Origin of the sequence: Pseudomonas sp. (assembly GCF_046581935.1) — a bacterium.
Classification (GTDB): domain Bacteria; phylum Pseudomonadota; class Gammaproteobacteria; order Pseudomonadales; family Pseudomonadaceae; genus Aquipseudomonas.
Genome location: NZ_JAYGFK010000021.1, coordinates 142,286 through 164,148, shown reverse-complemented (window position 1 = coordinate 164,148; position 21,863 = coordinate 142,286). Strand labels below are relative to the sequence as shown.

Annotated in this window: 21 protein-coding genes and 1 pseudogene; 8 read left to right on the top strand and 14 right to left on the bottom strand. The window is 58.7% G+C overall.

What is annotated here, in order from left to right; genetic code table 11:
* Positions 1–52: 52 nt before the first annotated feature.
* The 4 genes from VCA57_RS19390 to VCA57_RS19375 all read right to left on the bottom strand — a co-directional run bounded on the left by VCA57_RS19390 (position 53) and on the right by VCA57_RS19375 (position 3,751).
* Positions 53–1,465: a multicopper oxidase family protein gene (locus VCA57_RS19390; RefSeq protein WP_411186695.1), complete on the bottom strand. Its 1,413-nt coding sequence runs from the start codon at positions 1,463–1,465 to the stop codon at positions 53–55.
* A gap of 16 nt (positions 1,466–1,481) precedes the next feature.
* Positions 1,482–2,885, bottom strand: a complete 1,404-nt coding sequence (locus tag VCA57_RS19385; RefSeq protein WP_411186694.1) for a TolC family protein — start codon at positions 2,883–2,885, stop codon at positions 1,482–1,484.
* Positions 2,878–3,213 carry a hypothetical protein gene (locus VCA57_RS19380; protein WP_411186693.1) on the bottom strand — a complete coding sequence of 112 codons (336 nt, stop codon included), beginning with the start codon at positions 3,211–3,213 and terminating at the stop codon, positions 2,878–2,880. Before VCA57_RS19380 ends, VCA57_RS19385 begins: the two co-directional genes overlap by 8 nt.
* Before the next feature lie 121 nt (positions 3,214–3,334).
* Entirely contained in the window at positions 3,335–3,751 is a 417-nt protein-coding gene (locus tag VCA57_RS19375) for a hypothetical protein (RefSeq protein WP_411186692.1), read from the bottom strand.
* 109 nt (positions 3,752–3,860) lie between these two features.
* Between VCA57_RS19375 and VCA57_RS19370 the strand changes: the two genes are divergently transcribed.
* Together VCA57_RS19370 and VCA57_RS19365 are read left to right on the top strand one after the other, a co-directional pair.
* Positions 3,861–4,262 (top strand): hypothetical protein, encoded by a 402-nt coding sequence (locus VCA57_RS19370; protein WP_411186691.1) that lies wholly within the window; start codon positions 3,861–3,863, stop codon positions 4,260–4,262.
* 134 nt (positions 4,263–4,396) lie between these two features.
* A complete protein-coding gene (locus tag VCA57_RS19365; RefSeq protein WP_411186690.1) occupies positions 4,397–4,906 on the top strand; it encodes a ProQ/FinO family protein in 510 nt (169 codons plus the stop codon).
* Positions 4,907–5,272: 366 nt separating this feature from the next.
* Here VCA57_RS19365 and VCA57_RS19360 read toward each other — a convergent pair.
* Positions 5,273–5,436, bottom strand: a pseudogene (locus tag VCA57_RS19360) (DNA helicase UvrD); the annotation flags it as partial.
* 172 nt (positions 5,437–5,608) lie between these two features.
* Complete coding sequence (locus VCA57_RS19355) at positions 5,609–6,520, bottom strand: LysR substrate-binding domain-containing protein (RefSeq protein WP_411186689.1); 912 nt, start codon at positions 6,518–6,520, stop codon at positions 5,609–5,611.
* 117 nt (positions 6,521–6,637) lie between these two features.
* Here VCA57_RS19355 and VCA57_RS19350 point away from each other — a divergent pair, with 117 nt between their 5' ends.
* Positions 6,638–6,967, top strand: coding sequence for a nuclear transport factor 2 family protein (locus tag VCA57_RS19350; RefSeq protein WP_411186688.1), 330 nt, complete (start codon positions 6,638–6,640; stop codon positions 6,965–6,967).
* Positions 6,964–7,737 (top strand): SDR family oxidoreductase, encoded by a 774-nt coding sequence (locus VCA57_RS19345; RefSeq protein ID WP_411186687.1) that lies wholly within the window; start codon positions 6,964–6,966, stop codon positions 7,735–7,737. Before VCA57_RS19350 ends, VCA57_RS19345 begins: the two co-directional genes overlap by 4 nt.
* Before the next feature lie 53 nt (positions 7,738–7,790).
* Here VCA57_RS19345 and VCA57_RS19340 read toward each other — a convergent pair whose 3' ends face one another.
* The 3 genes from VCA57_RS19340 to VCA57_RS19330 form a co-directional block, all read right to left on the bottom strand.
* Entirely contained in the window at positions 7,791–9,725 is a 1,935-nt protein-coding gene (locus VCA57_RS19340) for a UvrD-helicase domain-containing protein (RefSeq protein ID WP_411186686.1), read from the bottom strand.
* Positions 9,726–9,856: 131 nt separating this feature from the next.
* Positions 9,857–10,459 (bottom strand): glutathione S-transferase family protein, encoded by a 603-nt coding sequence (locus VCA57_RS19335; protein ID WP_411186685.1) that lies wholly within the window; start codon positions 10,457–10,459, stop codon positions 9,857–9,859.
* 28 nt (positions 10,460–10,487) lie between these two features.
* Positions 10,488–11,645: a PLP-dependent aminotransferase family protein gene (locus VCA57_RS19330; RefSeq protein WP_411186684.1), complete on the bottom strand. Its 1,158-nt coding sequence runs from the start codon at positions 11,643–11,645 to the stop codon at positions 10,488–10,490.
* A 111-nt stretch (positions 11,646–11,756) separates the two neighbouring features.
* On the opposite strand from VCA57_RS19330, the gene VCA57_RS19325 reads away from it, so the two are divergent.
* The 3 genes from VCA57_RS19325 to VCA57_RS19315 all read left to right on the top strand — a co-directional run bounded on the left by VCA57_RS19325 (position 11,757) and on the right by VCA57_RS19315 (position 14,150).
* Positions 11,757–12,200, top strand: a complete 444-nt coding sequence (locus VCA57_RS19325; RefSeq protein WP_411186683.1) for a MarR family winged helix-turn-helix transcriptional regulator — start codon at positions 11,757–11,759, stop codon at positions 12,198–12,200.
* A gap of 145 nt (positions 12,201–12,345) precedes the next feature.
* The gene (locus tag VCA57_RS19320) at positions 12,346–12,957 is read left to right on the top strand and encodes a LysE family translocator (RefSeq protein WP_411186682.1); all 612 of its coding nucleotides are present in this window, start codon (positions 12,346–12,348) and stop codon (positions 12,955–12,957) included.
* Complete coding sequence (locus tag VCA57_RS19315) at positions 12,957–14,150, top strand: benzoate/H(+) symporter BenE family transporter (RefSeq protein WP_411186681.1); 1,194 nt, start codon at positions 12,957–12,959, stop codon at positions 14,148–14,150. The genes VCA57_RS19320 and VCA57_RS19315 overlap by 1 nt, the downstream gene beginning before the upstream one ends.
* A gap of 47 nt (positions 14,151–14,197) precedes the next feature.
* On the opposite strand, the gene glyA is transcribed toward VCA57_RS19315, so the two are convergent.
* The 4 genes from glyA to VCA57_RS19295 all read right to left on the bottom strand — a co-directional run bounded on the left by glyA (position 14,198) and on the right by VCA57_RS19295 (position 18,977).
* Positions 14,198–15,469, bottom strand: a complete 1,272-nt coding sequence (gene glyA, locus VCA57_RS19310; RefSeq protein WP_411186680.1) for a serine hydroxymethyltransferase — start codon at positions 15,467–15,469, stop codon at positions 14,198–14,200.
* 136 nt (positions 15,470–15,605) lie between these two features.
* Complete coding sequence (locus VCA57_RS19305) at positions 15,606–16,799, bottom strand: aspartate aminotransferase family protein (protein WP_411186679.1); 1,194 nt, start codon at positions 16,797–16,799, stop codon at positions 15,606–15,608.
* 121 nt (positions 16,800–16,920) lie between these two features.
* Positions 16,921–17,736 (bottom strand): YggS family pyridoxal phosphate-dependent enzyme, encoded by an 816-nt coding sequence (locus tag VCA57_RS19300; protein ID WP_411186678.1) that lies wholly within the window; start codon positions 17,734–17,736, stop codon positions 16,921–16,923.
* Complete coding sequence (locus tag VCA57_RS19295) at positions 17,736–18,977, bottom strand: benzoate/H(+) symporter BenE family transporter (RefSeq protein WP_411186761.1); 1,242 nt, start codon at positions 18,975–18,977, stop codon at positions 17,736–17,738. The genes VCA57_RS19300 and VCA57_RS19295 overlap by 1 nt, the downstream gene beginning before the upstream one ends.
* A 111-nt stretch (positions 18,978–19,088) precedes the next feature.
* On the opposite strand from VCA57_RS19295, the gene VCA57_RS19290 reads away from it, so the two are divergent.
* Positions 19,089–20,585 (top strand): PLP-dependent aminotransferase family protein, encoded by a 1,497-nt coding sequence (locus tag VCA57_RS19290; protein WP_411186677.1) that lies wholly within the window; start codon positions 19,089–19,091, stop codon positions 20,583–20,585.
* 138 nt (positions 20,586–20,723) lie between these two features.
* Here the strand turns inward: VCA57_RS19290 and VCA57_RS19285 are convergent, their stop codons facing one another.
* Complete coding sequence (locus tag VCA57_RS19285; protein WP_411186759.1) at positions 20,724–21,800, bottom strand: 3-deoxy-7-phosphoheptulonate synthase; 1,077 nt, start codon at positions 21,798–21,800, stop codon at positions 20,724–20,726.
* Between the last annotated feature and the right edge of the window lie 63 nt (positions 21,801–21,863).

Sequence of the window (21,863 nt, the reverse complement as noted above, 5' to 3'; positions counted from 1 at the left end):
TCCAGCTAAGGCGCAGCAGGCAACTGAAGCCCTCCCCCAAAGCGCTTGCGCCTTAATGTCCGGCATGATCGCCGGGCTTACGCACCTGTACTTCAACCGGCTCAGTGATCGGCTGTTTAAGCGGCATCGACTGCCCACCTGCAGCGTTTGAGCGTGTTGGTTTGGCCACCTCACCGGTCCACTCATAAGCCACGCTGCCAGCCGGGTGTTTGAACCAGCCAGGGTCGCGGTAATCGCCAGCAGGCTGGTCCTTGCGCACCTTGAGCATGGTGAACATGCCGCCCATTTCCACCGAGCCGAAGGGACCGTCACCGGTCATCATCGGCGCGGTATTGGCCGGTAGCGGCATCTGCATTTCCGCCATATCGGCCATGCCGCGCTCACCCATCACCATGTAGTCGGGGATAATTTTGGCGATCTTGCGCGTCATTTCACGCGGGTCCACACCGATCAGTGTCGGCACGTCATGACCCATGGCATTCATGGTGTGGTGGCTCTTGTGGCAGTGGAACGCCCAGTCGCCCTCCTCATTAGCGAGGAACTCGACTTGGCGCATCTGCCCCACCGCGATGTCAGTGGTGACCTCAGGCCAACGCGACCCCACAGGTGTAGGCCCACCATCGGTGCCGGTCACCTCGAACTCGTGACCATGCAAATGAATCGGGTGGTTGGTCATGGTCAGGTTGCCGACCCGCAGGCGCACCTTGTCGTTCTGCCGCACCACCAGCGGATCAATGCCGGGGAAGATGCGGCTGTTGAAGGTCCACAGGTTGAAGTTGAGCATGGTCATGATCTTCGGCGTGTAGGCGCCCGGCTCAATGTCATAGGCATTGAGCAGAAAGCAAAAATCACGATCCACTTCGCTGATCAGCGGGTGATGCCCCTTCGGGTGGGTGACCCAAAAACCCATCATGCCCATGGCCATTTGGGTCATTTCGTCGGCATGCGGGTGGTACATAAAGGTGCCAGGGCGGCGGGCCTCGAACTCGTAAACGAAGGTTTTGCCTACCGGAATCGCTGGCTGGGTCAAACCTGATACGCCGTCCATGCCATTGGGCAGGCGCTGGCCATGCCAGTGGATGCTGGTGTGTTCGGGCAACTTATTGGTGACGAAGATACGCACTCGGTCGCCCTCCACCACCTCAATGGTCGGCCCCGGCGATTGGCCGTTGTAACCCCATAAATGGGCCTTGTAGCCGGGCGCTAACTCGCGCACCACTGGCTCGGCGACTAGGTGGAACTCCTTAACGCCGTTGTTCATGCGCCAGGGCAGCGTCCAGCCATTGAGGGTGACCACCGGGTTATATGGACGACCATTTTGCGGTTGCAGAGGCGGCATGGTGTCGGCACTGCTTTGCGACACAGCCTCAGGAATGCCAGCCAGAGAGACCCGGCTGACTGCAGAAGTGGCGACAGCGGCCGTAATGGCACTGGCACCGAGGAAAAAATCACGTCGTGAAACCATGGGAATAATTCCTTGATCAGTGCCCAGCGGGCTCGTCGGCAACGGCTGTGGCCGTCACAGTTGATGGCAAGCTAGGCGCACCTTGCATGGCCATGTGCAAATCGGCCTTGGCGATCCAAAAGTCGCGCTGCGCCTGCAGGTAACCATCGACCGCGAGGATCTGCTTACGCGCATCGGCCAGTAGCTCGAAGGTGCTGATAAACATGCCGTTGTAATGCAGGACGTTTTCCTCAGCGATGCGCGCACGCAGCGGTAGCACCTCGTCGCGGTAATGCCGAGCCAGGTCATGCGCCGTTTGATAACCCAGGTAAGCTTCACGTACCTGCGAGCGCGCATTGATCGCCGTCTCGGCAGCGCGGTTGAGCATCTGCCGGTACTGCGCCTCGGCCTTGGCCACCTTGGCCCCACTCCAGTCGAACAACGGCAACTCAACGCTAATCTCGTAGCCGCGCTGAGTTGGCTCCTGATTGGAGCGGTTATTCACCACACCCAGCTCCAGCACATTGATAAAGCGTGTGGTCTTGCTCAGCCCCAAGTTGCTGGCCAGGCGCTCAGCATCCAGACGCACGGCCTGAATATCCAAGCGCTGACTCATGGCCAGGCGCTCAACATCGGGTAATTGCTCGGCTGTTCTCGGCAATTCCGGCAAGCGTTCAGGTAAGCGGAAGTCGAGCTGCTCGCCCCACAAACCGAGCAAGCGGGTTAACTGCTCACGCGTCTGTAGCCGCGCCTGCTCAGCACGAATCAGGTTAAGCCCGGCATCGGCATAAAAGCTTTGCTCCTGCGCCTGCTGCAGCAGGCTGTAATTGCCCACGGCCGCCAAGCGCCGCGCCAGTTCGGCACCCGCCTCGGCGGAGTCCATCACCTGCTGCATAAAGCCCAGGCTTTCCTGCGCAGCCACCGCGCGGTACCAGGCCTTGCGCGTTTGCGTGGCCAACTCGAACAGCGCCAGGCTGGTCTGGCGCTGCATCTGTTCGAAGCGCTTGGCTTCCATACCCGAGGTCAGCGGCATAGCAATCAAACGTGCCAGATTGATATGCAGCCCACGCTCGTACTCCACCTCGCTGCCTTTTTCCAAGCGCCCGAAGGAGAAGCCAGGATTAGGGATACGCCCTGCCTGAACGCGCTCCGCTTCGCTGATCCCCAGCGCATCGAAACTCGCCTGCAGGCCACGGTTATTCAACAGGGCAACCTGCACCGCCGCATCGACACTAAGCGGCTGAGCAAGTAACTCACTCACCCGTTCGTCAACCTGGCTGCGTTGCTCGGGGGTTTTCACCCACGTCACCTGCTTGTCCAGTTGCTGGCCTGCCTGCTCGACTGCCGTGAAGCCGCCATCCGGGGTAAAGCTGGCGCAACCACCGAGCAGCACAACAACGGCGCACAACCCAGCCCGCACAACCCGTGAAAAATCACTCATGAGACATTCCTCCATGCTGGCTATGCGGGTTAGTCGCCGCTGGCTCAGCAGATGGCATGGCCGTGTTGTCGGCGGGTTGCTCCCAAGGCTCCTGCGCATAGGTACGCCAGCCGCCAATACGACCAACCAGCGCATTAGCCTCAGGCCAGTCACTCAGCGGCGGCTCACTAAAACCCTGATAAGCCTTGAGCGGCGATTGATAGTGCAAAGCCGCAGTGGCGGCCTCGCTATTGAGCGGGTCGGGCAGCTCGGCCCAGCTGCGCAGAGGCAGCATCAGCAACGCCAGGCAGGTAAACACCGGCCGGCGAACTAAGGGAAAACGCATCATCAAATACTCTCGCGTGCAACGGCGCGCCTGCGCAGAACAGGCGAACACCGACGAATAGCTCAATACGCGTCGGGCGGGCCACAGCAGTCGCTACAGCGGGCAGATCAACGCGCGGTTTGGCTTAGGCGAGAAACAGGCGTGGGGGTCTATCGGGGGTTTCGGCAATAAAGCCGACAAACTGCTGCAGACGAGCCAAGGACGGCTCAGCCGCATGCAGCGGAGTACTGGTGACGACAACGGCGCTCAACGCCACCGCACCGACACAAAACGCGCAGAGGCTGCACAGACTGTTATCGGCGGCAGGCGCAGCATTGCTGGATTGCTCGCTGGTGTGATGCCCGCTCATGGCAACTGCATCAGCAGCATGGGCCATCTGCATAGCGCCCGGATGATGCGCGACCATTTGCTGTGCAACCTGGCCAGCACCGCCACTCTGCTGCGTAACCGCACATAACTGCATGCTGATGGCCGCCATGCTCTGCGCCGGGAGGGCGAGCATTAGCATCCAGATCAGGGCAGTACGCAGGGTTTTACGCATGGTGCGAGGTTGTCTTCAGCACGGTCGATGAAGCGGATTATCCACCCAATGCATTATTTGTCTATGCCTCATATGGGCAAACGCCCACACAGCTGGCTATGATCGGCCCATGACCAGCACACCACCGCTGCGCCAACCCTGCCCTCCCGGCGCCTGCGACTGCGGCCGCGAGCAACTGCTGGAAAACCCCAGCAGCGACGCCCGTATCCTGCTGCTCACCCGCCCGGAAGAAAAACGCCTGCTCGACCGCCTGGAAAACCTTGAGAGCCTGGCCGATTTGGAAAAGATGCAGCAACGCATCTATGAACAACTGGGCATACGCGTCAACGTCGCCCCGGGCTTTAATGAAGTGCGCAGCATGCGCGGCATTGCCATTCAAATCGACGAACTACCCGGCCTATGCCGCAAAACCCGACAGTCCATCCCCACCGCCATCCGCCGCGGCCTGGAAAAACGCCCAGAAATTGCCTACAGCCTGCTTAACGCACATGACTTGTTTAGGGATATTTGAGAGCTCCGGTAAAGGGAAAGATGCGTGGACTGATGCGGGGTTTCGTAACAGGCGGCTAACGGCCATAGCTGTGCCAAGAGACTGTATGGGGTAATCTTGCACCACGAATCAACCATGAGTCTGCGAACTGAACGATGGGTTTTGAACAATTAGCTGAGCTACGCGACCGCCTACGAGCCGAAAAAGAACAGGTAAAGACTGACAGTCCGAAGCAGCGTATACGCAAGCCTTCTTTGAAGACGAAGCCACGCGAGCAAGATCCTGCAGTGGAAGCGATCTGGCTACTACAGAAGCACTTTCCACTGGCCTTCCCGGTCACTCCGGCCCCGAAGGTTCCGCTTAAAGAGGGCATTTTAAAGGATGCCGAGCAACACCTAGAGCTGCTCGGAATATCCAGCGAACAGCTTAAGCAAGGCATGGCTACTTGGTGCAGAGGAAGTCGGTACTGGTTAAGCATGACGGAGAACGCGCCGCGTTTGGACTTGAGTGGCCAGGCAGTTGGCTCGGTTACAGCGGCTCAGGCGCTGCATGCGAAGCAGCAGGCTAAGCGGCACCGCGGACAAGTACGACGCAAACAGGCAAAGACGAAAGATCATGTACAGGAAAAATCGGCCGATACCGCCGCGGAACAGACCGAGAATTAAAATCACTCGAGCGCGGCACCGATTCGTCTAATCACTGGTAGGGACGCAAGATGATGATTAGGCTTTTTTAAAAGCGGCAAGTAGCCGATATCAACCCGCCGTGATTGACCCGTCTGGGCTAGAAGCGGACCGCCATCATTTGCTCCAGCACGTAGGATGGGTTGAGCGCAGCGATACCCATCATGTCGTCGATAAGACTAGCGACCTTGGAAGCCTGATATACGCATTATCCAGTTGCGCCCCTTGAAACAAAGCATGTCGCTGATATTGCCCTGCATGTCTATTGTGTCTATTCCGCGATGATGGGTATCGCTACGCTCAACGCCATCCTACAACGCGTTTCTCAGCGGCAGCTTTTGGCCCATATCACCACCGCCCAGCCAACACCTGCGCCGCGCCGTGGGTGTTCTGGCAGTACCAGAACACCGGCTAACACCATGGGTAACGGCCACGTAGGCCAGGCGCAGGCTTTCGTCCTGCATGGTTTGGTCGTAGCTGTAGCCCGAATAGGCGTACAGCACATTGCGCAGTAGCGCGGCGGCTGGACATCAGCCCGAGTAACGCAGGCACCCACATGGAAAGCAATTTTCGCAAGTTGGGCTGCTCCACCTGTGCGGCGGCCACCCTGAAAAGACTAACCCTGGAATTGATCTCCTGAAACCACGCCACAACGGACAATGTGGATATCCAGGCGCACGCCCCCTATTCGTCTTTGCCGGGCAAATTGGAGCGTGCCAGAGCAGTGAACGCCTTGAGCGCTGCGCAGGAGTTGCGACGATTAGGGTAGTACAGGCACAGGTTGTCCCGGGGAGGCGTCCAGTCTTCCAGCACCCGCTCGAACTGCCCGGTTTCAATTTCACCCAGCACGTCCTGCTCCATGAAAAACCCGAGCCCTACGCCTTCCTGTACGACCACTTTGGCGACACTGGACTCATCAAGCGTGAGTGGCCCGTCCACATCCAACCGGATGGCTTCTCCCGCACGCTCAAAGTGCCAAGGGTATATCGCACCATTCGGCAGGCGGATACGCAGGCATTGGTGATGGTGTAGATCCGCTGGCGTGCGGGGCCGACCGTATGTGGCGAAGTACGCTGGCGTACCGACCACCGCATAACGTTGCGACTGGCCAAGTGGCATCACGATCATGTCGCTGGGGACGAGATTGGCAGACCGCACACCAAGATCAAAACCATCAGCGACAATGTCAACCAGGCGACCTTCCGTGACCAGATCAATGTGCACCTTGGGATAACGCCGTAAAAACTCCAGCACCAGTGGCAGAAGCGCTGAACGGGCGGCACTGGCGAACGCATTGATGCGCAAGACCCCAGAAGGCTCGGCATTGTGGCCGCGTACCGTTTCCAGAGCCGCGCGTACGTCTTGCAGGGCTGGTCCCACGTGCTCTAGGTAGGTTGTGCCCGCCTCGGTCAGCGACACGCTGCGGGTGGTGCGATTGAACAGCCGCGTTTCAAGACTCGCCTCCAGTTTGGCAATGGTGTTGCTCAACGCTGTGGTTGAAATACCAAGGTCGATGGCCGCCTGCCGAAATGATGCACGACGTGCCACGGCCATTACCGCCTCCAACTCATTGAGGCCAAGACGCGGATCTGCCATTGGATTGTCCTGATTTTATGGATAGGTCATTAACTTCTGTCCCAGTTGAGCAAACTATCAACTGAACGGCAAGATCACAGCCGTGAACCCAAACTAACTGTGAAAGGAGATCAGGGCATGAACCTGCAACTGCCTGAGGCTGTAGAAACCTACTTCGAGATCAGCAATAACGGCGATGTATCACGCCTTGCTGCTTGCTTCTCTGCGAATGCCACGGTGATCGACGAAAACCGCACGCATCAGGGGATCGAGGCCATCAAAGCCTGGCAAACCGAAGCGCGGCAAACATTCACTTACCGCGTAGAGCCACTGGAAGCCTCGCAGGCGCAGGGCAAACTGAGCGTAATAACACGGGTGACTGGCAACTTCCCCCGCAGCCCAGTGAAGCTGAATCAGCTGTTTCTTCTGCAGGACGGCCTGATCCACTCGCTGGAGATTACGCCATGAACCTTGGCCTTAGCGGTAAGCGAGTCCTGATCACGGGCGGCACCAAAGGTGTTGGGCGGGCTGCAGTCGAGTTGTTTCTCGCAGAAGGCGCGAAGGTGCTTACCTCGGCTCGGCAAGTGTGCAGCGATATGTCGGATGAACTGTTCGTGCAGGCTGATCTCTCGACCCTGGAGGGTTGCGAAGCATTGGCGGCCGCGTCTAAACAACGCCTGGGCGACGTGGACATCATCGTCCACGTTCTGGGCGGCTCATCAGCACCCGGCGGCGGATTCGCAGCGCTGGACGACGAGCAGTGGCAACGTGAACTCGATCTAAACCTGCTGCCGGCTGTACGCTTGGATCGCGCCTTGCTACCGGCAATGCTGGAACGCAAAAGCGGTGTGATCATCCATGTGACCTCTATTCAAAACCGGCTGCCCTTACCAGAAGCCACTACAGCTTATGCGGCGGCCAAGGCTGCACTCTCGACCTACAGCAAAAGCCTGTCGAAAGAGGTCTCTCCACAAGGTGTGCGCGTTGTTCGGGTTTCGCCAGGCTGGATTGAAACCGAAGCGTCGGTAGCCCTGGCCGAGCGGCTGGCGCAAGAGGCAGGCACCGACTACGAAGGCGGCAAGCGGATAATCATGGATTCGCTGGGTGGCATCCCGCTAGGTCGTCCCTCGACACCGTTAGAGGTTGCCAACCTTATCGCCTTCCTGGCTTCGCCTTGCGCTGCATCCATCACCGGCAGCGAATTTGTAATTGATGGCGGGACGGTTCCAACAGCCTAGAACGTTGCGCTGCGGTTAGTCGGGCATAAGGCAATATCCGCTTCAGACCGGTATCACCCCCGCCCAGCCAACAGCTGCGTCGCGCCTTGGGTTTTCTGGCAGTACCAGAAAACCCGGCTAACGCCACGGGTGACGGCCACATAGGCCAGGCGCAGGCTTTCGTCCTGCATGGCTAGGTCGTAACTGTTGGTGAAGAAGCCCGAATAGGCGTACAGCGCATTGCGCAGCGGGTGCGGTGCGGGCGGCATGCAGTCGTCGAGGATGATGGCCACCTCGGCCTGTAAACCCTTGGCGCGGTGAATGGTATAGGCCTTGACCGGTAGCTTCTTGTCCAGATGTGCGGTGATGGCCTTTAGCGGCTCGTTACGGCGGCTGAGTAGCAGCACCGCGTTGCGCTCTTGGCTATTGCGATCGGCGGCATGCGCGCATTGCTGCTGAATCTGTTTGATCAACTCGGGTAAGCGCGCCTTGCTGTCAAAACGCTGGATAAGGCGTACGCCGTGGTCGCCTGGCTGTGTGGCTTTGATCGCTTGGCTGGCTTTGGCTTGCTTATGCGTCACGCCGCCGAGCAGCGCTTCGGCGTCGCGGATAATCGGCTCGATTGAGCGGTAGTTGTTAGCCAGCGTGAGCACCTGGCTGTGCTTGGCCCGGCCTTTACCGGGGAAGTGCCGATCAAAGTCGATAAACAGCTCCGGCGAGCTGCCGCGCCAGCCGTAGATCGACTGCCAGTCATCACCAATCGCCATCAGGCTAACCACACTGCCCTGCTGCGTTTGCGCGCGCTGCACAGCCTGCAGCCACTGGACGATCTGCGGCGAGATATCCTGAAATTCGTCAATCAGCAGATGGCTGAACGGTGCCAGCAGTTGCGCGGGGATACCCTGCCCGCCGGCATTAAAGCGCGCGGTCAATTGCTGGAACGCAGCATTGAAGGTCAGTAGCCCCTGCGCCTGTAAACAGCGCTCGAAGTACGGCCAGAACAACAGCAAAGCTTCGCCGAACTCGCGCACATCCGCCGGCCCGATCAAGGTCTGCGGCTGCAGGGTGCTGAGCACAATGCCGATGCTCTCGGCAAAGCCCGCCTGGGCGTAAAACGCCTCATACAGCGGTGCGGCGCTGAACTCACCGGGCAATTTGTAGGCATCCAGCGGGGCTTTGCCCACGCGCTTGCCCTCGACCGCAGGCAGCGGCAATTGCAGCAGGCTGTGCACCTTCTGGCGGAACAGCTCTTGCTCGGCATAGCACTGCTGATAGGCCTGTTTGAGCAAGCGTTGCTGGCCTGGGCGCAGGCGACTGGCGGTTAGCGGATTGTCCAGCTCACGACCGGCCGCTTGCGGGTCATCCATTTGCTCGAACCAACGCGGGTTATCGAGCAGGCTTTTGGCCACAGCGCCCATTGCCGAGTGAAAAGTCCGCACACACTGACGCGCCTGGGCGGTATCGAATGGGTAGTTGAAGAAGCCAAGCACCTTGAGCAACTGCGCACGCAGTTCGGCACAGGACACATTGGTGAAGGAAATTACCGTGAGCTGCTCAGGCTTGATGCCCAGGTGGCAGAACATAAACACCACGCGCAGCACCAGCGTGGTGGATTTTCCCGAGCCAGCCCCGGCAAAAATGCGCGTCAGTGGATGATGACTAAGGATCATCGCCCACTGCTCATCCGATGGCGCGCTGAGCAAACCGGCGCTCACGGCCCGCGATACCTGCTCGCGCATGTTCTGGCTGCTGGCGGCATCGACCGCGAGCATGGCTGGCCCGTATATCCCTTGAACGCTGGTTTTGCTGGCGGCTCGACGTGGTTTAGCCGGCTGTTTGCTGCTCGCCGGTTTGGCCTTCCCTGCTGCTGGCTTTTTGGCGCGCGCGGTCGGCTTTTTCAGCGCAGCCGTCGCTTCGCGCTCGGTGCGCAAGTAAGCGGTGGTATGAGGAAAGTAGCGCGCCAAGGCGGCAGCAATACGCCGTTTGTAGCGCTGAACAGCAGATGGCATCCGCGACCCAGTCATGTAGATAGATCGTTGAATGATAAGTGCTTTTTATAGCGATGGGGCAACTGACAGAGGCGCAGGGTAAAGGCTTGCGCCTCTGTCATGAGCGCTTCGACAAGCGCCAGAGCGCCGAATCAGTCAAGCATGCCGACATAACCCGGATGGCTGGCAACCCGCGACAGCCAAGTGCGGATAGCCGGATATGGCGTGAGGTCAAAGCCGCCTTCATCAGCCACATGGGTGTAAGCATAGAGCGCGATATCGGCAATCGACAACGCCTCACCGACCAGATAAGAGGTGCGTTGTAGCTGCAGCTCCATCACTTTCAACGCTTTGTAGCCGCGTGCATGGCATTCCTCGTACTCGCTGCGGCGGGCTTCAGGCAGGCCCTGATACAGCTGGATAAACCGCGCCACCGCGACATACGGTTCATGGCTGTACTGCTCGAAGAACTGCCACTGCAGCACCTGGGTACGCAGGCGCGGCTCGGTCGGCAGAAACGAGCTGCCATCGGCGAGGAAGTTGAGGATGGCATTGGACTCCCACAAGCAGGTGCCGTCTTCCAGCTCCAGCACCGGGATCTTGCCATTGGGGTTCTTGGCCAAAAACGCTTCGCTGTGGGTCTCGCTCTTGAGGATATCGATGGGTATCCACTCATAGGGCTGATCCAACAGGTGCAGCATCAGTTTGACCTTGTAGCAGTTGCCCGAACGGTAATCGCCGTAAACCTTGTACATATCACCCTCCTCGACTGAGTTTGCTCAACTAACTCGCTTGCGCCTGACGGATAACCTCGGCCAGACGTTTCAGGCCTTCGCTCAAGCGCTCCGGCGCAACATGGCTGAAGTTGAGTCGCAAGTGACCTGGGTTGGCGTCTGGGTCGATAAAGAACGGCTCACCCGGCATAAAGGCCACATTCTGCGCCAATGCCGGAGCCAACAACGTACGAGTGTCCAGCGGCTTTTTCAGGGTCAGCCAGAAGAACAGCCCGCCTTGCGGCACTTGCCAGTCGGCCAGGTCGCTGAAGTGCTCTTCGAGCACGGCTTGCATGGCATCGCGGCGAATACGGTAGAAGTCGCGCAATTCAGCCAGGTGGCTGCGGTACTGCTCAGTGCCCAACCACTGCAAGGCTTGCCATTGGCCGATGCGGTTGGTGTGCAGGTCGGCCGACTGCTTCAGGCGCAGCAAGTAGGGGTACAGATCCGGGGTGGCGATCAGGTAGCCAACGCGCAGGCCCGGCAGCAGGGTTTTCGATACGGTGCCGGTGTAGATCCAGCTGGCTTTCTGCAAGCGGCTGACAATCGGCGTGGCGCTGCCTTGGTCAAACACCAGCTCGCGGTAGGGTTCGTCTTCGATCAGGGTGACGCCGAACTCGTCGAGCAAGGCGGCTACGGCATCGCGCTTAGCTTCGCTGTAGCGCACGGCCGAGGGGTTCTGAAAAGTCGGGATCAGATAAGCAAAGGCCGGCTTGTGATTCTCCAAGCGCTGACGCAGTGCATCGATCTGCGGGCCATCGGCCTCCTGCGGCACGGCAATGCAATCAGCGCCAAACAATTGGAACGCCTGCAGCGCAGCCAGGTAGGTTGGCGCTTCAAGCAGCACTTCGGTGCCCGGGTCGATAAACAGTTTGCTGGCCAAATCCAGGGTTTGCTGCGAACCGCTGACGATCAATACCTGGTCGGCATCGCAAGGTACGCCGAGGGCGCGCGCTTCGGCAGCAATCGCTTCGCGCAATGCTGGCTCGCCTTCACTCGTGCCGTATTGGCCCATGCTCACCGGCATCTCGGCCCACTCGACTTTTGGCAACATCGGCTCGGCAGGTAACCCGCCGGCAAACGACATCACCTCTGGGCGCTGCGCTGCAGCAAGGATTTCACGGATGAGGGAGCTTTTAAGGCGGGCAACACGTTCGGAGAAGGCCATGGATATCACCGGTAGCAAAGGCAAATCAAAATAGGTCAAACTGATTGACCGAAAATCGGACCAACTGAAATTACGCCGACCATCCTATATACGTCAATAGGCTTGACCTTAATGACCAACATCAAGAACACCGCCACGCAGCAAGTCGCCATGGAAGCCTTCTTTTTCGGTTATCAGGCCTTCACCGCCAAAGCCGATGAAATGCTCGCGCGTCGTGGTTTGTCGCGGGTACACCATCGCATCCTGTTCTTCATCGCCAAGTACCCAGGCCAGAGCATGAAAGAGCTGCTCGGCTACCTGGGCGTCAGCAAGCAGGCGCTGAATATACCGTTGCGCCAGCTCCAGGAAATGCACTTAGTGGAAAGCCTTACTGCCGAGGATGACAAGCGCAAACGCCTGCTCGGCCTGACTACCGAAGGTGGCAAACTGGAACAGGCATTGCGCCGTGAACAGGCCAAGTTGCTGCAACGGGCGTTCACTGAGGCCGGGGAAACCGCCGTGAATGGCTGGCTGCAGGTCAATCAGGCCTTGCATAGCAGCGCAAACGACAGTTAAAGGCATACTCTGCGTTGCCGGCAATAACTGTACTGCCACACTGACAGCCCGGCATAACTGTACCGATCATTGCCCACATTGCTGTACCGCGACGCCCTGCCCGCCTGCCTCTAGGCTGCGAAGCACTGCCCCTGAGTGCTGCGCCATGACCACCGAACTGCTGCTCGCGTTTATCGCCTTTGCCTTTGTCACCTCGGTGACACCCGGCCCCAACAATATGATGCTGCTTGCCAGCGGAGTTAACTTCGGCCTACGCCGCAGCCTGCCGCACATGTTCGGCATCAGCCTGGGCTTTATGCTGCTGGTGGCATCCGTCGGTCTCGGCCTTGGCCAATTATTTGAACAGGTGCCGCTGCTTTACAGCGTGCTGCGTTACCTGGGCGCGGCCTACTTGCTGTACCTGGCTTGGAAGATTGCCAACGCGGGCGCGCCGGACCATCAGGCCAAAGCGACGGGCAAACCGTTCAGCTTCCTGCAGGCAGCGGCCTTTCAGTGGGTTAACCCGAAAGCCTGGATCATGGCCATCGGTGCGATCACCACCTACACCCCGCAGGACAACTTCGTGGTCAATGTGCTGCTGATTGCAGCGCTGTTTGCCTTGGTCAATTGCCCCAGCGTTGGCCTGTGGACAATCGCCGGCAGTATGCTGCGCAACTGGCTGAACAACGCCCGCGCCTTGCGTGTATTCAATATCGGCATGGCCCTGTTGCTCGTGGCCTCGCTGTATCCCATCTTCGCTGACACTGGACTGTTCTGATGCACGACCTGCCGCAAACCCGTCTACGGCCGCTGGCCGACACATCCACCTCGGCGGTAGTCGCCGGTTTTATTGCCATGCTCACCGGCTACACCAGCTCGCTAGTGCTGATGTTTCAGGCCGGTCAGGCTGCCGGTCTGAGCGCTGGGCAAATTTCCTCGTGGATCTGGTCGCTGTCGATTGGCATGGCGATTTGCTGCATCGGCCTGTCGCTACGCTACCGCGCGCCAATCATGATCGCCTGGTCCACGCCGGGCGCGGCGTTGCTGATTACCAGCCTGCCGGGTGTGCCATATAGCGAAGCCATTGGTGCCTACATCCTGGCCTCCGGCTTGATTGTGCTGATCGGCCTGACTGGCACCTTCGACCGCATCATGCGGCGTATTCCCGGCTCCCTGGCGGCGGCCTTGCTGGCCGGTGTGCTGTTTAAAATCGGCCTGGAAATCTGCGTAGCCGCTGAGCAGCAACCGCTGCTGGTGGTCGCCATGCTGTTGGCTTACTTGCTGGGCAAACGCCTGCTGCCGCGTTATGCGGTGCTAGCGGCGCTGATTGTCGGCAGCGTCCTGGCGGGGATCTTCGGCCTGCTGAATTTTGAGCACTTCGAGCTGCAACTTGCGGTACCGGAATGGACCACCCCAAGCTTCTCCCTAGCGGCGGCCATCAGCATCGGCATTCCGCTGTTTATCGTCGCCATGGCCTCGCAGAACTTGCCTGGCATGGCGGTACTGCGCGCCAATGGTTATGACGTGCCGGCCAGCCCATTACTGACCACAACCGGGCTAACCTCGATGCTGCTGGCTCCGTTCGGCAGCCACGGCATTCATATGGCGGCCATTAGCGCGGCGATCTGTGCCGGCCCAGAAGCCCATGAAGACCCGAAAAAACGCTACACCGCGGCTATCTGGTGCGGGGTGTTCTACGGGATTGCCGGGATCTTCGGCGCTACATTGGCAGCGCTGTTCAGCGCATTGCCAAAAGCACTGATCCTGTCCATCGCCGCACTCGCCCTCTTCGCCTCAATCATCGGCGGCCTGACCCAAGCCATGAGTGAGCCAAAAGAGCGTGAAGCGGCGCTGATCACCTTCTTGGTGACTGCCTCCGGCATGACCCTGTTCTCGGTGGGTTCGGCGTTCTGGGGAATTGTTGCGGGGCTGCTGACCTTGGTGATTCTCAACTGGGGCAAGCAGGACTGAAGAAGCGGCGGTCGCGCTAGCGCGACCGCCTAATACCAAACGCGCTGTTATTGATACACGGGATAACGGCGACACAGCTCGACCACCTGCTCGCGCACCCTGTTGCGCGTCGCAATCCGCTCATCATCACCCGCCTCCAAGGCATCCAATACGTCGCACAACCAGCCGGCTAGTTGCGTGCACTCGGCAACAGCGAACCCCCGTGTGGTGATGGCCGGCGTACCAATACGCACCCCTGAAGTCACAAACGGCGAACGCGGGTCATTCGGCACCGAGTTCTTGTTTGTGGTGATAAAAGCATCGCTCAGCGCAATGTCTGCGTCCTTGCCGGTATAAGCCTTCGTCGATAGATCAATCAACATCAAATGATTGTCGGTGCCACCAGATACGATGCTGTAACCGCGTTGCTGCAGTACGCCAGCCATCGCCCGGGCATTGTTCACCACCTGTTTCTGGTAAACCTTGAACTCAGGCCTAAGGGCTTCTTTGAAGGCCACTGCCTTCGCCGCGATGACGTGCATCAGCGGGCCACCTTGAATGCCAGGAAACACCGCCGAGTTGAGCTTTTGGTAAAACTCCTGGCTCTGCCCCTTGGCCAGAATGATGCCACCGCGCGGCCCACGCAGCGTCTTATGCGTGGTGCTCGTCACCACGTGGGCATGAGGCAGCGGATCAGGGTACTCGCCAGCGGCCACTAGGCCTGCAACGTGCGCCATGTCCACCCAGAAAAAAGCCCCCACCTTGTCGGCAATAACACGCATACGGGCCCAATCCTTGTAGCGTGAATACGCCGAGAAGCCGCCGATGAGTATCTTTGGCCGAGTAGTTAAGGCGATGCGTTCCATTTCATCGTAATCAATCAATCCAGTCGCGGGGTCCAGACCATAGGGCACGATCTTGTAATGGCGTCCGGAAAAATTGGCGGGGTTGCCATGAGTGAGGTGGCCGCCCTGGGCCAGATTCATGCCCATCACCGTATCGCCAGGGTTGCTCAGCGCCAGAAATACCGCCGCATTGGCTTGTGCACCAGCATGCGGTTGGACGTTGGCGTAGTCGCAGTCGAACAGGCTCTTGACCCGCTCTAGCGCCAAACGCTCTGCCACGTCGACATTCTCGCAGCCACTGTAGTAACGCTTACCGGGATAGCCTTCGGCATATTTGTTGGTAAACACCGAGTTCTGAATCTTCATCACCAAGGGACTGGCATAGTTTTCAGAGGCGATCAGCTCGACATGATCCTCTTGCCGCCGTTCTTCTTTTTGCAGGGCTTGAGCCAGTTCGGGATCAAAATCACTAAGCGCTATACAAGTGTCATACATGATGGTTTTCCTAAGATCGAGAATGCTTAAGGACGGGTTGGCTCCCGTTCGGATGCCGCCCAGCCCAATTGCTGGCCATGTGATCGTCTACTGGTGAAAGTTGCCTGGCCTGATTAGCCAGGCATGCGTTTGTGCGTCATCGCGCTGCAGCCTTGTGTGCTGCCAACAGGCACGCAAGGCGAGCTACGATGTCGTCAATCTGCGCTTCATCGCAGATCAGCGGTGGCAACAGCCGGATGATGGTGTCGCGCGTGACGGTGATCAGCAGACGTTGTTCGCTCAGTGCCCGGCCAACCAAGTCCTTACAATTGCTGTCTAGCTCAATGCCCACCATCAAGCCCTGACCACGAATGGCGATAACGCCTGGCTGTTCGCCCAATGCGTCCTGCAACCCTCGAAGCAGACGCGCGCCAAGCTGCGCGGCACGCTCAGGCAAGCGCTCACGTTGCATGATGTCGAGCACCGTACAGGCCACACGGCACGCCAATGGATTACCACCGAAGGTCGAGCCGTGTTGCCCCGGAGAGAACAGATCAACGGCAGCACCGCGAGCCAAGCAGGCACCGATGGGAACGCCGTTGCCTAAAGCTTTTGCCAGGGTTATTACATCTGGCGTGATAGCCGCATGCTGATGCCCGAACCACGCGCCGGTACGGCCCAGGCCAGCCTGTATTTCGTCGAGCATCAGCAACCAGCCATGCGCGTCGCACAATGCACGCAACGCCCTCAAGTAATCAGCGCTGGCTACGCGAATGCCACCCTCACCCTGTACTGGCTCAAGCAGTACCGCAACAATCTCGGGCTCTTGTGCAGCCAGCCGGCGCAGCGCCTCGATATCGTTGTAGGGCACGCGTAGAAAGCCAGATAACAAGGGCTCGAAGCCTTGCTGCTTGGCCGGGTTTCCAGTCGCCGAAAGGGTCGCGATAGTACGACCGTGAAAGCCACTTTCCATCACCACAATCTTCGGTCGGGTCACCTGTTTGCGATGGCCGTGCAAGCGCGCGAGCTTTATCGCCGCCTCGTTGGCTTCAGCCCCTGAATTGCAGAAAAAAGCCTGCTGCATGCCGGCCAACGTGCACAAGCGCTGGCCAAGTTGCTCTTGCCAATCGATCCGAAAAACATTCGAGGTGTGCAATAACATCCCCGCCTGTTCGCTGATAACGCGGGTTATTTCGGGGTGGGCATGGCCCAGGCTAGTAACCGCAACACCCGCGATGGCATCCAGGTATTCCACGCCTTGCCGGTCCCATAACCGCGCACCGCAGCCCCGCTCGAATGAAATCGGCTGACGGGCATACGCTCTCATCAAGTGAGAAGTAATTTGCTGCATTTAAAGAGTTCCTCAGGTTTGCTCGGGGGTGTCATGGCGGTCTCTACGCGGCCAAACCCACGCTAGGCCGCTGCGCTAATGGATGGGCTTCACGTGTCTATGAAAGGAGAAGCAGCAACGCTTATGTAGCAAGCTCCAGCGCACTGTGCTCACCTGGCCAGTAGTGGCTATCCGGCATCGACCGCGCGCCAAAAATTGCCTGCCCAACCCGTACCACGGTGGCCCCTTCCTCAATGGCAATCTCGAAGTCACCGGACATCCCCATCGACAGTTCATCCAGTCCAATGCCCACCGGACAGCTCTGGGCCAACTGGTCACGCAGGCCGCGCAGCCGGATAAAACATTGGCGTACGCGCGCGGCCTCACTGGAGAACACGGCAAGCGTCATCAAGCCCCGCACGCGCAACGCTGGGAATGCCGGCAGCGATTGAATGAATGCGGCTACGGCTTCTGGCGCGAGCCCATATTTGCTGGCTTCGCCGGAGGTATTGACCTGTACAAAGACGTCCAGTGAGCGCCCTTCGGCCAACAGGTGACGATTAAGCGCCTCGGCAAGGCGCAAGCTATCCAGTGCCTGAAACTCACTGGCGAAGCGCGCCACGAACTTGGCTTTATTGGTTTGTAAGTGGCCAATAACCGACCAACGCAGCCCGGCTAAATCTTCCATGGCCGCAGATTTACGTTGCGCCTCTTGCACCTTGTTCTCACCCAGCATCCGGCAACCAGCCGCATAGGCCATGCGCAGGCTGGACTCAGGCTTGGTTTTACTTACCGGCAGCAAGCGCACGCTGGCCGGATCACGCCCAGAGCGGCGGCAAGCAGCATCAATACGAGCGCGCACCTGCGCCAGGTTTTGGCCTAGCTCCTCAACCGACAATGCCTGAGGGTAACCAGCATGCTGGTCGTGAGGCGTGAGCGTTACGCAAACCCCAGACATCAGTGACCTCCATTATTGATAGAGGCTGGCCCACTGGCGGATACAGGCGCTTGCTGCGTTAACCGGGCGTTGAGTAGCACATAGGCCACCAGCCCGATTAGCAGCCCCCAGAACGCGCCACCGATACCCAACAACGTGATGTTGGAGGCTGACGCCAGGAACGTGATCAACGATGCCTCACGCGTTTTGCTATCGGCCATGGCGCTGGCTAAGCTCGCGCCAATGGTGCCCAACAGCGCCAAACCCGCTAGCGTGGCTATAAACGTAGCCGGCAACGCCATAAAGACAGCGGCCAGCGTGACCCCGAAAACCCCCACCACGATGTAACACACGCCTGCAGCAACACCCGCAATCCAGCGTTTGCTAGGGTCCTCATGCGCCTCTCGGCCTGTACAGATTGCGGCAGTAATCGCAGCAATATTGAAAGCATGTGAACCGAAGGGTGCCATCAGCAACGACCCCAGACCCGTGACCGCCACAATGGGATTGGCACTGGTTTTAAAACCGTCATTACGCAGGACCAGCATCCCCGGCATGTACTGCCCAGTCAGCGTGATCAGAAACAGCGGCAACGCCACACTCAGTAGCGCATTCAGCGAAAATTCAGGGCCGCTGAACACCGGGGCGGCAAGCGTTAAGGTCAACCCTGACAAATCGACACGTTCCTGAACCAGTAAAAAAACCAACCCCAGAACAAGAATGCCCACCACTGCGTAGCGGGCGGTGAAACGCTTGAACAACACATACGCAACGATCAACAGCCCGGCCAGCAACGGATCGACACTCATGCCGGCAAAGGCTCCAATACCGAACTGCAGCAGAATCCCCGCCAACAACCCCGCTGCCACACCTGGCGGGATTAAACGGATGACCCGCTCAAAACAACCCGACAGCCCGAGCAGCACGAAGGCGGCTGCTGAGATCATGTAAGCCCCAACGGCCTGCGCATAAGGCGTGCTCGCTAATGCCGTGACCAGAAATGCGGCAGCCGGTGTCGACCATGCAGTGATTATCGGCTCGCGGGTAATCCAACTGAGAATGATCCCGCTCACACCCACGCCAATCGAAATCGACCAAACCCACGACGCGGTCAGTTCAGGCCCAAGACCAGCCACTTTGGCCGCCTGAAAAACCAGAATAAACGTGCCGCCATAATTAATGATGACCGAAATTAGACCGGCCACAACGGGATGAATGAGATCACGCCAAGCAACAGGTGAAGAGCAACGAATGTGTGACATGGCCTTTGCCTGACTCCTAAAACAGTGCGTGCTGAGCGGATTGCTAAACAACTTTATAGCGCTAAAATGGCCCGGCATTCCCTGCCATTTTTACCAAGAGATACAGACCAATTGTTCAAGCATGCGCAACTTGAGTCCGTTAAAGCCTGGATCGGCGACCCTCTGCACAGCGCCCTGCCGCTGTATGCGCGAATTCAGCGCGGCATTCGCCAGTTAATTTTGGATGGTTCATTGAATATGGGCAGACCATTGCCGGCATCACGGGCATTGGCTAAATCGCTGGGGGTCTCGCGTGACACCGTCGAATCGGCCTATAGCCAATTGCATGCCGAAGGCTTCATCGAGCGGCGCGTTGGCAGCGGCAGCTTTGTCTCGCAACGGGCCAAAAGCTTGCCAAGACGCGGGTTGCAGCAACGCACCAACGCGCAGAAGCAAACGCTGCAGTTCAGCCGACGCGGAAATGCCATTTACCAAGGTGGCGGCGTGCGTGACTTCTTCGCGCCACGCCCATTTGCACCCGGCGTACCGGAGACACGCAGCTTTCCACTCGCGCTTTGGGAGCGCCTGGAACGACAAGTATTGAAGGAGTACGGAGCTCAGGCCTTGCTACACAGCCCCCCACAAGGCATGGAGTCGCTGCGCCGCGCGATCGCCGACTACATCAATCTCGAACGAGGCGCACGCGCCACGCCTGAGCGGGTTCTGGTACTAACCAGCTCTCAGCAGGCACTGACCCTGTGCGCCACCGTACTACTTGATGCAGGCGAGCGTATCTTCATCGAAGACCCGGTGTATCACGGCGCGCGCAAGGCATTTGATGCGGCGGGACTGGCATGCGTCCCCATACCGCTGGATGAAGACGGTATGCGCGTGGACAAACTGATTGAGGCCACAAACACACCTGGCGAGTCGGCAAAAGCCGTATTCCTGACACCCTCACACCAATTCCCCACGGGAGTCACATTGGCACTGGATCGACGTCTAGCGGTCATTGAGTGGGCAAGGCAGCAACAAGCCTGGATCATTGAGGATGACTACGACAGCGAGTTTCACTATGCCGGTAAACCTAAAGCCTGCGTGCAAGGACTCGATCCACATGAGCGAACGATCTACATCGGCACGTTCACCAAGTCATTGTTTCCTGGCCTACGGATTGGCTACATGGTCTTGCCTGCACCGCTCGTAGCGCCCATGACCATAGCCCGCACCCTACTCGACGGGCATAGCGCGCCGATACCACAACTCACGCTGGCTAGGTTCATCGACGGCGGACACTTCGGTGCACATATACGCACCATGCGCGCCGTCTACGCCGAGCGCTGCAACGTATTGGCGCGGCTTGTGCGCCTGCATCTGGCCGAATTTGTAGAGCCACGGGTGCCATCTGGGGGAATGCAGATGCCTTGCGTGTTTATTCAGGACATCCCCGAGCAAGAAGCGGTGGACACAGCACGTAGAGCCGGTATAGACCTATTGGGGCTAACGGCATTGCATGCCGCCGACAATGCGCCGGCCGGTTTCCTTATGGGGTTCGCCGCCCACTCACCCATCGAATTGGAAATAGCCGTCAAAAAGCTCGTGCATGTACTGCGTGCATTGAGCCGTTGAAGTACGCTGCGGCGCAGCGAATATGTGTGGCGGCCAATTGACTCGGGCTCTGCTCATCCACTACAGCGCCTGAATCAACGCGCATAAAAAACGGGCTTATACATCACGCATAAGCCCGTTTTTGTTACCGCTGCAGAATCAGCCGCGCTGACGCTTAGGCAGCACATCCTTGAGTTTGGCGTGCATGCCGCGCAGGGTTTTCTCGGTGCTTTCCCAATCGATGCAGGCATCGGTGATCGACACGCCGTACTTGAGCTGGCTCAAGTCCTTAGGAATCGACTGCGCGCCCCAGCCTAGGTGGCTTTCCACCATCAGGCCGACGATAGACTGGTTGCCTTCGAGAATCTGGTTAGCCACGTTGTCCATCACCAGCGGTTGCAGGGCCGGGTCTTTATTGGAGTTGGCGTGGCTGCAATCGACCATGATGTTCGGACGGATACCGGCCTTGGTCAGCTCCTGCTCACAAACGGCAACGCTGACCGAATCATAATTTGGCTTGCCATTACCGCCACGCAGTACCACGTGGCCATAGGCATTGCCCTTGGTGGTGACGATGGATACGCCACCTTCCTGGTTGATGCCGAGGAAACGGTGCGGGCTGGAAACTGACTGCAGGGCGTTGATCGCCACAGTCAGGCCGCCATCGGTACCGTTTTTGAAGCCCACAGCCGAGGACAGACCAGAGGCCATCTCGCGGTGAGTCTGCGATTCGGTGGTACGTGCGCCAATGGCCGACCAGCTGATCAAATCCTGCAAGTATTGCGGCGAGATCGGGTCAAGCGCTTCGGTAGCGGTTGGCAGGCCCATTTCAGCCAGATCACGCAACAATGTGCGGCCGATGTGCAGGCCATCCTGGATCTTGAACGAGTCGTCCATGAACGGATCGTTGATCAGCCCTTTCCAACCCACGGTGGTACGCGGCTTCTCAAAATACACCCGCATGACCAGATACATGCTGTCCGACAGTTCAGCCGCTAGCGCTTTGAGGCGCCCTGCATACTCGTGGGCCGCCTTGATATCGTGGATCGAGCACGGCCCAACCACCACAAACAGGCGATGATCCTTGCCATCGAGAATATTGCGAATCACCTCACGACCACTGGCAACCGTGCGCGATGCGGCTTCAGTCAGCGGAATTTCACGCTTGAGCTGCTCTGGGGTTATCAGGGTTTCGTTGGAGGCAACGTTGAGGTCATCAATCGGTAAATCAGCCATCGTGCTAGTCATCAGTCAGGGTCATCAGGTCACGGGTGCCGGCCGCCAGCGATCCCCGTGTGG